The following is a 12,206-nucleotide window of genomic DNA, read 5'->3' on the forward strand; positions in this document are numbered from 1 at the left end:
GCTTACATTGCGATCGTCGCCGGGTCACCCGTCTGCTGCTGGTCAGGCTTCGGGCTGTTTGACGGTCCCGGCGCCGGCGCGGCCTTCGGCGCCGTCCAGGCTGCGTGCAGTTCGGCCGCGCGCCGGTCGATCTCGGCGGCGCCGGCGTCACGGCTCAACTCACCCCGGGCAATACGCGCCTCGATCTCGGTGCCCGCCTGGATGCGCGCGTCGAACCGGCGAATCACCTCCGCCCGCATGCGCGCGGGAGCCCGCTCGAGCGACTTTTCGAGCACCTCGCGCAACTGCGCGACGGTCTTCGGTGCTTCGCCTGGCGCCGCCGCTGCGCTCGCTGCTACCGGCGCGGTGCTGGCCGTCGCCTGCGGTTTCGCGTTCGCCGGGCTGGCCTTCGGCGCGGGTGCCGACGCGGGCGACGCCCCGGCCCGGATCGTCAGCGCCGCGCGTTCACGCCTGGCCGCCTCGAGCAGGGCCTCGTCGCTTTCGGCCGGTTTGAAGCCCTTCACGTCCACACCCGCGAGGGACGCTTCGATCCACGCATTGCGACGGAACGTTGCGCTGCCGCGCACGACGATCGTGTCCCAGTTCTTGGCCTTCGCCACCGCGACCATGTCGGCAATCGTTGCGCGATCGTTCTGCCGGGAGTTCAGGCGTGCGCCGACGTCCTCAAAGTGCGGCTGCGTGACCGGTGTCGCAGCCGGCTGCGTATCTGGTTGCCCCGCCGGCTTCGCCTCCATGGCATCAAGCTTCCAGAACCGGCCGTCCTTCACCATGTAGCGCGACGCGACGTGGGCGGGCACCTCGTAGCCATCTTTCGTCACGACCGGCTTGCGGGAGGCCGGATCGGCGCCGATCTGGTTGTCGCGGGTGTCGGTACTACGCGCCTGGCCTGCCCGGGGCGCAGCTGCCGGTGCGCCGGCGGTGCCGCCCTCTGGCGCTGGCGCCGGCTTGCCCTGCTCGCGCAGCAGCTTCCCGGCGGCTGCACGATCACCCTCCCGCACCGTGCGCACACGCTCCAGATCCTGCGCTGACACGGTGTCAGCCTCCGGCCGCCGCGGGTCGTTCGCCGGATTCCTGGCGTCGGGTTCATTCCGCGCAAGCGTCTGCGCGCGCTGGGCCTGCGTGTCGAGCACGCCGGACGCCGCCGCCGCCTTCATCGCCGTATCGTTGGCGGCCTGCCCCGGCCGGGCGACGGGCTCATTCGCGACCGCGGCAGTGACAGCCGATGGCTCAACGTGCGGGTTGCCCGGTACCGCGCTTTCCGTCAGACCGCGCCGACGCATCGCGTCATCAATCGCCGCATGGTCAATCACCGTATCGCCGACGTCGGCAAACGTCACCGTGTCGCCCCCGCCCTTGACCGTCGGCGCCTCCTGCGGCACGGACGGGACGTCAACCTGCCGGTCAAGCGCTTCGCGAACGTGCGACACGAACGTAGTCCGTGCAGGCGCGGACAGGAACGCGAGCTCCTGCTCGAGCGCAGCGGCAACTTCGGGCGCGCTCCGGCCTTTGCCGAACTCCTCCTGGATACGCCCGGTCAGCCCGCGAAAATCGGCAAGGTCCTTTGCCACCATCGACCAGTCAGTGCTGTCCGCCCGTCCACGACCGGCAGCAAACACCGCCTCCCCAGGCGCAAACGCTTCGGCGATGTCCGCGAAGGTGGCGAAGCCGTCGTCGCGCTCCGGCTCATGACGGCGATGCGGGTGTTGCGGCCCGATACCGGCCACGTCCACCGGCATCTCGTCCTCCGGCGGGCTGGAATCCGTCACGTCGGGCGCGGGCTGGCGACCGTCGACTGCCATCGCGCTCAGCCCCGCCTCATCACGGAGCCTGTTCAGCGCCCCGGCCGCGCGCGGCGGCAACGCCTGCGCCGCAAACCCGGTGCCGGTGCGGATCTGCTCGCCGATCGCGCGCTCACCGTCGACCGGGTTACCCGACCTGCGCCACGCGTCGCGATGGATCGTTTCAAGCCGTTGTTCGAGGGCCAGTATCCGGGTGACCTCGGCCCCATGCAGCGTGACCGCCGTCGTGATGGACTGGACCATTTCACGATAGCGGCGGCCGAGTGTTGCATCGTCGAGCTTCGGACGTGCCGGTTGCTGGCCAGCCCGCGCGCCCGGTTCCGGCGACCGGGGCTCGCCTTGCGCATACAGATGCTGCCGGTCGGCGAAATACTGGTGCCGCGCCTGCACGCCAGCCTTGCGTACGCCGTCGATCATGTCGAACGCCGACGCGCCCTGCGCGCGCAGGCGGTCCCGTGCCTCCAGCCCCGCCCTCTCCGCTGCGGCCTGCACGGAGTCCCGTACGAACGTGCGGGACTCTTCGAGCGGTTGCCCCATCAGTTCGCTCAGCCGCACGGCTTCGCGCTCGATGTCGGCCTCACTCCCGAACCAGGCCCGCGGCTGGTCCCGCGCCGCGTCAGGTGTACCCGGGGCACCCTGCGCTGCCTGCAGCGCGGCTGCCGTCATCCAGCGTGCAAACGGCGCAACGTCGGTGCCGCCCGGCACGTACCACTTCTTCGAGCGCCGGTCGAATTTCGCGCCGAGGCCGCGCGCCGCCTCTTTCTCCCTGAAGGGCACGTCCAGATACGTCCGTCCGCCTCGCCGTGATTCAGGCCTGTTCCGGTCAGCCATGTGATACCTCCTTTACCTCGTTGTCCGCCGGCGCCACAGACGCGGGCGCCGGCCCAATCTGCCCCTGGTCAGCGTCATCCCCCGCTCCCACGTTAGCCACGCTGAAATCGATGCGGATGCCGGCGAGCATTTCGCGCACGTCGTCGCGCATCACGACACCGAGTTCGCCCAGGTCGGCCTCGAAGCCGGTGAGCGCCATGCCCGTTGCGAGCGGTCCGGGTGTGCGCTGGTCGAGCGCGAGAAGTTCGGCCGCAGTCAACGGCTTCGCACCGGCCTGCCGTGCAAGACGGATCTCGCCCGCGGCCTTCGCGGACAGCGCCGCGTGATACGTTTCCGGGTTGTGCGTCGGGATGCCGGTCGCACGCAGCTCTCCGGCCTGCCAGGCGGCCTTGATTTCCGCTTCGGTGGGCAGGCGATCGTCGATCACGGCGAGCCTCGGACTGACCGAGCGCATGCGGTCGATAAAGAGGTCATCCTCGTAATAGGTCGCCTTCTCGCACAGGATCGGCCGCTGGAAGCCGAGCACGATTTCCTCGTGCTGCTCCATGCGCTTGAGTTCCTGGTCCAGCATCAGCGCACGGCCCTGATCCGACGTGTTCGTACCCGTCGACGTGTTGCGGCCGTGATTGCGGCTTTTCGAGGTCGCCTTCTCGGTGAAGGTCCCCAGCGTCTCGGACAGTTCCTTTGCGTCGGCCTGATTGCCCGGCGCATACGCGACCAGTACCGCGTGATTGGTAATCAGCGTGCGCGCCCCGGCCGGGCCGTACAGCTCGTTCGGCTCCAGCTGCGCCTTCGACTGCAGGATCGTGAGCAGCCGAATCCAGTAGCCCGCGATGAACGCATTGCCCTTGCCGAGCACTTCGATGCGCCCGAGCGCCGTAATTTCGTCCCCGACAGCCAGGCACTGGTATTTGATCGCCGGATCTTCACCGGGCAGCACGTCGAGGTTGTCCTCGATCAGCTGCGTGTAGAAGAGATTGCCGAGCAGGCTCGCGACAGCGAGCTCCCGCACCGGCAGCACGATGTAGATCGACATCAGTTCCCGGCGCACACGGTCCAGCTCGAAGTCGCAGGCGCTCGTCGCCTGGTCGACGATCGGGTTGCTGAAGAGGCGCAGCCCCGCATTGAACGTCGCGACGATGTTCAGCATCGTCTCGTCAGGCGAGGCCAGCACGCGCGAGAGCGCGCCGAGGCAGTCCCCCGAGAGCGGCACGCCCTTCTGCGGCTCGTGCTGCATCAACTCCGACAGGTGCTCACGCACCTTTTTGTCGGGCGTGGTCGCGAGGCGCAGCACCTGGCCGAACGTGCAGTCGCCAGTCATCTCCATCAGATACAGCGCAAGCCCCATGAACAGGTCGGCAGCCTGTTCGTAGAAGAACTTGTTACGCCCGTCGGTGGTGTGATACAGGCGCGCGGCGATCGCCTGCAGGCGACCCACGCGCACGAACGCCGGACTCTTCGCAATCTTGAACAACGGATTCCAGCGGTGCGTCAACCCCTTCTGGTCGAACGGGGCCCAGCGGACCACCTGCTGGCCACAGGCCTGCCGGTACCGCGAGGTCAGGTCGAAGTTCTCGCCCTTCACGTCAAGACACGCAACCGAGTGCGGAAAGGTGAGCAGATTCGGGATCACGATGGCCACGCCCTTGCGTGAGCGCGTGCGCGCCGCCACCATCACGAACTCCGTTCCACGAAAGGTCAGATACCTGCCCTTGTACCTGCCGACGATGATCGAGGGATCGCGGTCATCGTCCCGGCGCCTCCCCCCGCAGTTTCCCCCACGGCGCCTGCGACCGTTCGCCTCGTCGAGCAGGCCGTAGCGTCGAATCTCGTAGCCCCAGGCGAAGCGTGCATCGCCGTGCAGCTCGCGCTTCGGTTTCGTGACCAGCGCCGCGACGATCGCCGCAACCGGCAGCAGCGGCACGATCACCGATACCACGGTGGCCATCTGCAGCGAACGTTTCACCGCCTTCACGTCGCCCCAGGCATGCCAGTAGTCCCGCAGCGTCCAGAGGCCGATCGCGGAGTCCGGCAGCTTTTCCAGCTTCGCGAACGCCATCGCGCCCACGAACTGGCCCGCGACCGCGAGACCGGCCAGGACCACGAGCGCAAGCAGGGCCGCGGCGATGATGCGGTCTGTGAGCGTCGCAGTTTTCAGCAGCACCGCACTCGCGCACAGGCCCCATAGCAGGCACGCGACGACGACGAGGCCGGCCACCGCGGCAATCCCGACCGGATCGGTGATCGCGTCGAGATGAAGCAGGCGGGCGGCGCCGGTCACCACCGCGCCGGACAGCACGCCCAGGACACCGGCAACGAAAATACGGGTCTTCATGCTGACGCTCCCACAGATCCCCGATGACCATACGTATTGCCCGCCCGTGGCAGATCCCAGCCGTTCAGGCGTTCAACGCCTTCGTGGGCGGTCACCGGATTGCCGTTACGGATGGCCGCCTCGAGGAGTGCGAGCGCCTGACGCTCACCGTCGGCGATCTCCGGCACGCCAGTATCCGGATCCACCGTCGCCCCCAGCGGCCGCACAAGGCACGTCAGCTGCTGCAGGAACTGGTTGGCGCTCGCGGCGAGGATCGCCACATGCAGTTCGCGACGTGCGGCGGCGTAGCCGGCCAGAGACGTCGAGGCCAGTCGCGCGGCGCTGGCCACCATGATCCGCGCGCGTTGCCTCGGGCTCGCATGTCGCGCCACCTCAGCTGCAGCGACCGGCTCGAGCACGCGCAGAATCTCGGCGAGGTCCACCACGAACGACGGATCCGTTGCGCGGGCGAGGCGCCAGGCCACCACACGCCGGTCGACGATCTGCCACTGCCGCTCATCGAGCACGCGTGAACCCACCCTCGTCCGTACATCGACGACGCCGCGAGCGACCAGCTGGTTGAGCGCCTCGCGCAGCAGGGTCCGGCTCACGCCCAGCGCCTGGGCCAGTATTCCCTGCGATGGCAGCGCGCCGTTCGCATCGCACATGGCCGGAATCTGCCGCGCCAGGCGATCCGCCGCGGCGTGCGTCTGCCGCTCCAGGGCTTCGAGGCCGGCGTGTGCGTCGCCGTTCATGATGACGGGGTCGTTTGCGAGCGTTTTCATGCATCCCCCCGGAGCAGCTTCATTTTCGTGACCGGATCGAACCAGATTTCCGTCAGGTCCCGGTTCGCCATGAACAGCACGACGTCGACCGTCGTACGGATCTCGCGCATCAGGTAGTCGAATGGCAGGGTCTGCCCGACCGGACTTTGCTTGACCAGCGTGGCGATGCGCGCCAGCGCCGCGATCGAGTCGTTCGCGTGCACCGTCGTCAAGCCGCCCTGGTGGCCGGTGTTGAGCAGGGTCAGGTAATCCCAGGTTTCATCACCGCGCAGCTCGGCCAGCAACACGCGATCGAACTTCATTCGCAGCGTCGCCTTCACGATGCGCCGCGCGGGAATCGCCTCGCTGTAGAACAGGTGCACATGGTTTTGATGCAGCGGCAACGGCAGCTCGTGGGTATCCTCGATCGTCGCCAGGCGCGCCTCGTGCGGAATGGTCGGGATCAGGTCGGCGAGCGCCTTCATCAGCGTGGTCTTGCCGGATCCCGTGCCACCGACGAGCACGATGTTCAGCCGGTTCAGCGCGGCCAGCGTCAGAAACCGCACCACGTCGCGTTGCGCAAGCGCGTCGAGCATCTCCTGCTGGAACTGCGCAAGACCATACGCGTTCAGCGCGCGGGCCGGATTGAACACCGCGGTGGCCCGGCCAACATCGATGCCCTCCGGGCCAGCCCGTGCCGCCGCCGCCTCGATGTCCCCCTCCGTCAGTACCCCACCGCCGTTCAGTCCACCCCGGACCACATCACGGAACCGGTCAAACCGTCCTGCGTCCGCCCATTCCTGCACCGAGTAGCGCGTCGAGCTCGGCACGCGGATCGTCATCGACACCGTGCCCGGCTCGCACGCCGGCGGAATCACGATCTGCCCGCGCTCGCCGTCGGGCAGGCGCACCGGCTTTTCCGGCTCGGCCGCCGACAGCGCCGGCTTCGCCTTGTTGTAGATCGCCAGCGCTGGCGCGAACTGCATCAGCATTTCCAGCGACGCGTTCGGCAGCTCATGGCGTTGCCAGCCGTCCCGCGTTTCGGTCCAGCCTTCATACGGCCGGTTGATCGCCAGCTCCGTGACGCCGGGTGTAGCCAGCAATCCGGCGATGCCCAGTGTCCTGAGATGGCTGCGTACCGTGACACTGTCGTCGTATCGCATGTTCATAAGTACTCCGCATGAAATTGGATCAGGGCGTCGCCAGCTCGTACACGCCAGAAAAGTCGACGTCGCGCGCGACGAAAATCGTCGTCATCGACCCGTATTTCGAATAGGCGGTCGGCGGCACGTTGATGGTGTTGCGCAGCGCTTCGGCCGCTACCTCGCCGCCGGCATTCGTCGTGTTGTTGAACTGGATGCCGTTGCTGCCACTGCCCGAGTTCGCCGCAATGGTCGACAGCGCCTGCCCGGCATCGCTGATCAGGCTGACCATCATGGCGCCGCCAAACCGCGTCCAGAAGTGGTTGTCGACCCAGGCCGGCAGGCCACTGCCGCCGAGCGCGTCGGCCGCCGGCGAATCGAGTTGCACCATCACACCGTCAGGCGTCGTCAGACGCGTCCAGATCACGAAGATCCGGGCCTGCCCCTGCATCAGCGCCTGGCGCTGCTCGCCCACCACTTCAGATCCCCGCTCGATCAGCAGCACCTTGCCGTTCGCGGAATAAACGTCCTTCGACACGTGGCAGGTGGTCATGCCCGGGTAGTCGGTGATGATCTCCGCGCCCTGCACACACGGAATCGTGGTGCCCGCGATCAGCAGAAAGTCGCGTGACGGCATCAGTTCGGCCTTGACCGTCGCCAGCTTCGACGGCTGCAGCTTGCTGTCCAGGCCATCCTTCGCGAAATCGGGATGCTGGGCGGTCAAACCGGCGAGACCAGGCAAGCCGCCCGCGCCCGCGGCGCCCGGCGCCTTCTGGTCATTGTTGAAGTTGAGCAGCACGTCCCCGTCGAGCTTGCGCTGCGCGGCCGTCTCGACCGCACTGGCTGCAGTTGCCGCGACGGCACCGCTTCCGCCCGCAGGCGACGCACGCGCGGCATCAGCATGGGCTGGTGTGGCAAGCGCGGAACTCGGAGCAGCAGCTTCCGAGGCCATCGCCGCTTCCAGCGCACGCTGCTTCTCGATCTTCGCCTGGTCACGCGCAAAGTCGTGCCGCTCATCCGAAGGCTTTTCCTTTTGCGCGTCGACCCTGGCGGCCTCGGACTCGGCGTGCTGCTGCGCCGACCAGCGCTTGATCGCGACACCCACCGCAATCGCACCGAACAGCATGACCAGCACGATCCCGAGGACAATCGGCAGCATGCGGAACGGGCTTTTGCGCTTCGTGCGGCCAACACCCGGCACGCCGCGCTCGCCGATGCCGGCCGGCTCGACCGGCGACGGGTTCAGGTTGATTTCGTTACTCACCGCCCGCCTCCTTTTGCTTCACGAGCCGCACCGTGCCCGGAATCGTCGTGCCTGTCGGGTTCAGCTGGCCGTCGGGCCGGTATGCGTTGTTGCGGATGCCGAGCACAGCATCGCCCACGCGCAGGTTGAAGCCCGGCGCCGTGTCGTGCACGACGAGCACGGGGCCGCGCACGTCGTCGGGATTCACGAGCGCTTCCTTGCCGTCCGAGAACACGCGGTAGATCTGCGGCAGGTCGCGGCTCGTCCTGAACTCGAAGTAGGTAAAGCGGCCGTCATCCCACAGTGCGGTCGGCGCGAGTGTCGTATCGCCGTGCATGTCGTAGTTGAAGTTGCCCGTGCCCGGCGCGCTGACGGTCTGCGCAAGCAGTGCCCGCGCTTCGGCCGAGCGAACGGCGGCGACCGCCGACTCCTTCGCACGCGTGTCCGGGTAGTCGAAGGTCAGCGACCACACCGCCTGCTCGCGCCGGGTGACCGGAACCAGCTTCAGCACGTAGCGCCGCCGGTTCGTGAGCAGGATCAGGTTGGTAGCGGCCTGCGCGGCTTTCGGCTTGAAGAAGAAGCCGTTGCCAGCCGGCCCCGCGGACCAGGCCTTGCCGTCGCCCATGCCACCGCCGTCGATTTTTTCGCCTTTCTCGAAGATGAGGACCGTCGCCTCGCCGGGCCGGTAGGCGATCCGGTACGTCTCGGTTGGGTCGTACACCGCGCACGCCACATGGGGGTCGCTCCCGCACGGGCCCGGTATCACTTCAGCCACAGCCGGCAATGCCACGGCGGCCAGGGTGGCCAGCACGGCCGCGATCGTCAACACACCCGCCTGCGCGCGCAACGTGTTCTGGAACCGGGCTTTCATTGGCTCGCCCCTCCCTGCACATCCGACGGTGCCGACGGCGCCGACTGGGACGACGTGGCCGCCGACGGCATCGGCGCCGCGCCGTCCGTCGTGCTGCTGCGGGTCCAGTCGCGATCGACCGAGTAGCTGGTGACACGAAATCCGGTCGGATTGCGCACCTGCTCATCGCTTCTGGTCGGTAGATCGCCCATCTCATAGGTGATCGTCGCGACCCAATACTCCGTCCTGGGCGGCGTCGGTGTCGAACTCCCCTGCGTCGACAGCGAAATGATCTTCTTCGAGAAGAACACCTGTGCGGTCGAGCCGACGAACGTAATCGCACCGGGTTGTGCCACCACGCGGTATTTGTCGGTCAGCACGTTTTGCGGCGCGTTCTTGCGGCTGTACAGCGCCGCGTACTCCGTCTGCTCGCGCGGGGAATTCATCAGCGATACGGTGTCGTAGTCGTCCTGGATCGTGTACCAGTCATACCGCTCGCGCAGTTCGACGTACCTGCGCAGTGCTGCGCGCAACTCGAGTTCACCGAAGGTCACGGATCCGCTGTGCGCGACGTCGATCACCTGCACGTCGCCGGTCGCGGTGTTGTCCTTGATGATCACTGGCGGCGATGGTCTCTTTAGTTCTACTAAAGCTGCTGAGCCAAGAATAGAAGCCAGTGCGACAAGCATGGCGCCGCACGCAACGAGCCAGGCGATCTTCGTCATGTTCTCCTGCATCTGCTGCCGGGACTTCTCGAACGAGAGCGCTTCCCTGAAATAAGTACGCGCCATCTCGCGCGGGTCGGCGTCGGCGAGCTTCGCCGCGAGGTTCTGCAGCGCAGCTGCGGAATTGGCGTCGGTCGCATTCGCGACAGGCTCAGCCTGCGCTTTGGCCGTCTTCCCCGGAATCCATTTCATTGCGCGCTCCCCTGTGTCGCATGGTTCACGGGCATCCACGGCCCCTCAGGTTGCGTCGGCTTTGGCGCCGACGAGCAGGCCACAAGCAGCGCGGCGCTGCAAAGCACGACGATGAATTTCATTTCAATCTCCGGGTGGGTTGTACCGCCCGCCATCGCTGGTTGCTCCGGCGGACGGTCTCTCTTTACTTCGCGCGAGCGTACTCCGACCCAGGCGTAACAAGATGCCCGTTCGATTTGTCGATCGTCATTGCATATTGAATCGCGGCGCTGACAATCATCTTTCCGTCCACGACGGTGGCTGGCTGTTGACGCGTTATCGTCCCGACCTTGTTGCCATCGTCGTTGTATTGATCCTCCCGGTGCGAAACATAGAAGTCGTTGCCGCTACCATTTTTACTAATGACGATTTCGTTGTAGTCCTGCCCATTAACACGCGTCCATTTCCCAAGGTATTGGTCGCCATCACTCTTGCCGCAGCCAAACTGCGTCAGCGCCACAACAACCATGATTGCTGCAGTCACGAACCGGATTGCCCTCATCGATTCCTCCTGGAAGTAGTCAAGATCACGCGCGGCCAAGCGAGTTGCTGGACGCACCCGACGACCCACCGCCGGATCCGCCCGAGAACTTCGTCGCCCTCATCACCATGCTGGCCGCCGCTCCGATCTTACCGACCATCGACGAGATGCCCACGCCACCTGCCAGTTGCGAGGCGAGAGATGGCATGTTCAACGACACCACGATGAACACCAGCCCTGCACCGATGATCTTTCCTTCAATCGCATAGGTCAGCATCACGTTATGCACATCGAATGCTTTGGGCAGTACGGAGGTCATGAAACTCACCTCGATTGCACCAACTGCACCGAACAGCGCGACGAGCAGGCCATAGTTGAGGCACTGCCCGACCCAGTTCTGGAAAAACTGGCGCGTTGCCGGAAACAGCGCAGCAACGACGAAGGCTGGACCAAGTGCGAGCAGCAACCCCAGTGCGAACTTCGCGAGGATAATGTAGGCCGCCGCAATCGCAAGGAACGGGACGCCGACCAGGAGGATGCAGATTGCAAGCACTGAGACCTCGATATAGAGGCCAATGTCGCTCCATGTCAGCCCCGCGTACATTGTTTTTATCGCGGATATATAGAGGTTCAACAGCGTATCCAGCCCGTTGCTCAGGCTGTTGCCCCCCATCAATGCCGTACTCAGATCATCGCCAAGGCCGTTGAAGAACGGCACGACGTACTCGCTGTAGTAGTTGATGTTCATCCCGAGTGTGAGCACAGCAGCCCACCCCGCCGTCTTCAGCAGAAAATCGGATATCGGGCTGTCATTGTGGCCGCGCCAGTACGACAGCAGGACGAGCAGGACGTAGAGGCTGAAGCACGCGGCGACCAGCGGACTGATCAGTGAGATCATCCGGGCCGAGCCGGTGTTGATCGTGTTCAGCACGTTCTGGTCGAACGAGTTGAACATATCGGTGAAGATCGTCAGTTGCGTGGCCATGTTCGCGCTCCGCGTTATTGATCGGCGTTGTCGTCGTTCAGGCGACTCTGCATGTCGTTATGCGCAGCCTGCTGTGCGAGCTCCTTCTCCGCGTCCTGCAGCCGCCCCGCGAGATCCAGCTGCATCTTTTCCGCGTTGATCGACGAAATCTCCGCCGACCACCGGTTCTGCAGATCGGCCTTTGCGGCCGGATCCTGCGTCAGGTTCGACTGCTGCATCAGCTGCTGGATGTTGGTCAGCCGGTCAATCGACGCCTGATAGGAGCGCATCGCCATCGCCTTGTTGGCAGCCAGCGTATCGTTCAGGCGCTGCTGGCCGGGCGTGTACGCGGTCATCCCCTCCTGGCTCTCGATGGTGCTGGCGAGGCCACTGATGCCATTCAACTGCCCGCTCTTCACTTCGTCATAAACCGACTGCCATTGATCCGGCAGGAAGTTGCGCAGCGACGCGTCATTGAGAATGTTCCCCAAGCCGCGATTGCCGATCGTCGATGCGTACTGGTTCGAGATCACGCTGTATTGCTGTTCCAGCTGCTTGACGGTCAGAATCGCCTGCCCGACCGCCTGCAGGTCGAACACCGGAACACCCTGCGCGTGCGCGGTCTGCATGGAGCAGTAAGCCGCCAACACTGCGGCGCCGGTCAGTTTCCGAATGGTTTTCATCGTCATGCTCCGTGGCTGGACTACTGTTGCTGGCGAACCATCGCCAGTCCGGCGAGGTCGTGCGGCACGATTGGCCGGTGCCGATGGTGAACCGCATCGAGATACGCCAGCGCCCCGGGAAATCCGTGTTCTGCTCCTCAAGATCGGCAGGTGTAAGGTCGATGGGGCGCCAGGGATTG

General features: G+C 65.7%; 11 protein-coding genes. All 11 read right to left on the minus strand.

Annotated elements, in window-relative coordinates:
* Positions 1-2: 2 nt before the first annotated feature.
* The gene (locus tag BO1_RS29790; RefSeq protein WP_028220675.1) at positions 3-2,630 is read right to left on the minus strand and encodes a DUF5710 domain-containing protein; all 2,628 of its coding nucleotides are present in this window, start codon (positions 2,628-2,630) and stop codon (positions 3-5) included.
* Positions 2,623-4,965, minus strand: a complete 2,343-nt coding sequence (locus BO1_RS29795; RefSeq protein WP_028220676.1) for a type IV secretory system conjugative DNA transfer family protein — start codon at positions 4,963-4,965, stop codon at positions 2,623-2,625. The genes BO1_RS29790 and BO1_RS29795 overlap by 8 nt, the downstream gene beginning before the upstream one ends.
* Positions 4,962-5,729 (minus strand): FadR/GntR family transcriptional regulator, encoded by a 768-nt coding sequence (locus BO1_RS56570; protein ID WP_052409648.1) that lies wholly within the window; start codon positions 5,727-5,729, stop codon positions 4,962-4,964. The genes BO1_RS29795 and BO1_RS56570 overlap by 4 nt, the downstream gene beginning before the upstream one ends.
* Entirely contained in the window at positions 5,726-6,877 is a 1,152-nt protein-coding gene (locus tag BO1_RS29805; protein WP_028220678.1) for an ATPase, T2SS/T4P/T4SS family, read from the minus strand. The genes BO1_RS56570 and BO1_RS29805 overlap by 4 nt, the downstream gene beginning before the upstream one ends.
* A gap of 22 nt (positions 6,878-6,899) precedes the next feature.
* Positions 6,900-8,114, minus strand: coding sequence for a type IV secretion system protein VirB10 (gene virB10, locus BO1_RS29810; protein WP_028220679.1), 1,215 nt, complete (start codon positions 8,112-8,114; stop codon positions 6,900-6,902).
* On the minus strand, positions 8,107-8,964 hold the full coding sequence (locus BO1_RS29815) for a TrbG/VirB9 family P-type conjugative transfer protein (protein ID WP_028220680.1): 858 nt from the start codon (positions 8,962-8,964) through the stop codon (positions 8,107-8,109). Before BO1_RS29815 ends, virB10 begins: the two co-directional genes overlap by 8 nt.
* The gene (locus tag BO1_RS53330) at positions 8,961-9,860 is read right to left on the minus strand and encodes a virB8 family protein (RefSeq protein ID WP_052409649.1); all 900 of its coding nucleotides are present in this window, start codon (positions 9,858-9,860) and stop codon (positions 8,961-8,963) included. Before BO1_RS53330 ends, BO1_RS29815 begins: the two co-directional genes overlap by 4 nt.
* Complete coding sequence (locus BO1_RS61795; protein ID WP_281179211.1) at positions 9,857-9,982, minus strand: hypothetical protein; 126 nt, start codon at positions 9,980-9,982, stop codon at positions 9,857-9,859. Before BO1_RS61795 ends, BO1_RS53330 begins: the two co-directional genes overlap by 4 nt.
* A gap of 62 nt (positions 9,983-10,044) precedes the next feature.
* Entirely contained in the window at positions 10,045-10,401 is a 357-nt protein-coding gene (locus BO1_RS29830; protein WP_245643939.1) for a hypothetical protein, read from the minus strand.
* Between the two features lie 25 nt (positions 10,402-10,426).
* On the minus strand, positions 10,427-11,365 hold the full coding sequence (locus BO1_RS29835; RefSeq protein WP_028220682.1) for a type IV secretion system protein: 939 nt from the start codon (positions 11,363-11,365) through the stop codon (positions 10,427-10,429).
* A gap of 14 nt (positions 11,366-11,379) precedes the next feature.
* Positions 11,380-12,027 (minus strand): type IV secretion system protein, encoded by a 648-nt coding sequence (locus BO1_RS29840; protein WP_028220683.1) that lies wholly within the window; start codon positions 12,025-12,027, stop codon positions 11,380-11,382.
* Positions 12,028-12,206: the final 179 nt, after the last annotated feature.

The sequence above is a fragment of the Paraburkholderia oxyphila NBRC 105797 genome, from assembly GCF_000685075.1.
In the GTDB taxonomy this organism is placed as follows: domain Bacteria; phylum Pseudomonadota; class Gammaproteobacteria; order Burkholderiales; family Burkholderiaceae; genus Paraburkholderia; species Paraburkholderia oxyphila.

Coding starts and splice junctions, on each gene's coding strand:
- BO1_RS29815 (WP_028220680.1), bottom strand. CDS start 8,964: ATGAAAGCCCGGTTCCAGAACACGTTGCGCGCGCAGGCGGGTGTGTTG.
- BO1_RS29805 (WP_028220678.1), bottom strand. CDS start 6,877: ATGAACATGCGATACGACGACAGTGTCACGGTACGCAGCCATCTCAGG.
- BO1_RS29840 (WP_028220683.1), bottom strand. CDS start 12,027: ATGAAAACCATTCGGAAACTGACCGGCGCCGCAGTGTTGGCGGCTTAC.
- BO1_RS29790 (WP_028220675.1), bottom strand. CDS start 2,630: ATGGCTGACCGGAACAGGCCTGAATCACGGCGAGGCGGACGGACGTAT.
- BO1_RS29835 (WP_028220682.1), bottom strand. CDS start 11,365: ATGGCCACGCAACTGACGATCTTCACCGATATGTTCAACTCGTTCGAC.
- BO1_RS53330 (WP_052409649.1), bottom strand. CDS start 9,860: ATGAAATGGATTCCGGGGAAGACGGCCAAAGCGCAGGCTGAGCCTGTC.
- BO1_RS29830 (WP_245643939.1), bottom strand. CDS start 10,401: ATGAGGGCAATCCGGTTCGTGACTGCAGCAATCATGGTTGTTGTGGCG.
- BO1_RS29795 (WP_028220676.1), bottom strand. CDS start 4,965: ATGAAGACCCGTATTTTCGTTGCCGGTGTCCTGGGCGTGCTGTCCGGC.
- BO1_RS61795 (WP_281179211.1), bottom strand. CDS start 9,982: ATGAAATTCATCGTCGTGCTTTGCAGCGCCGCGCTGCTTGTGGCCTGC.
- BO1_RS56570 (WP_052409648.1), bottom strand. CDS start 5,729: ATGAAAACGCTCGCAAACGACCCCGTCATCATGAACGGCGACGCACAC.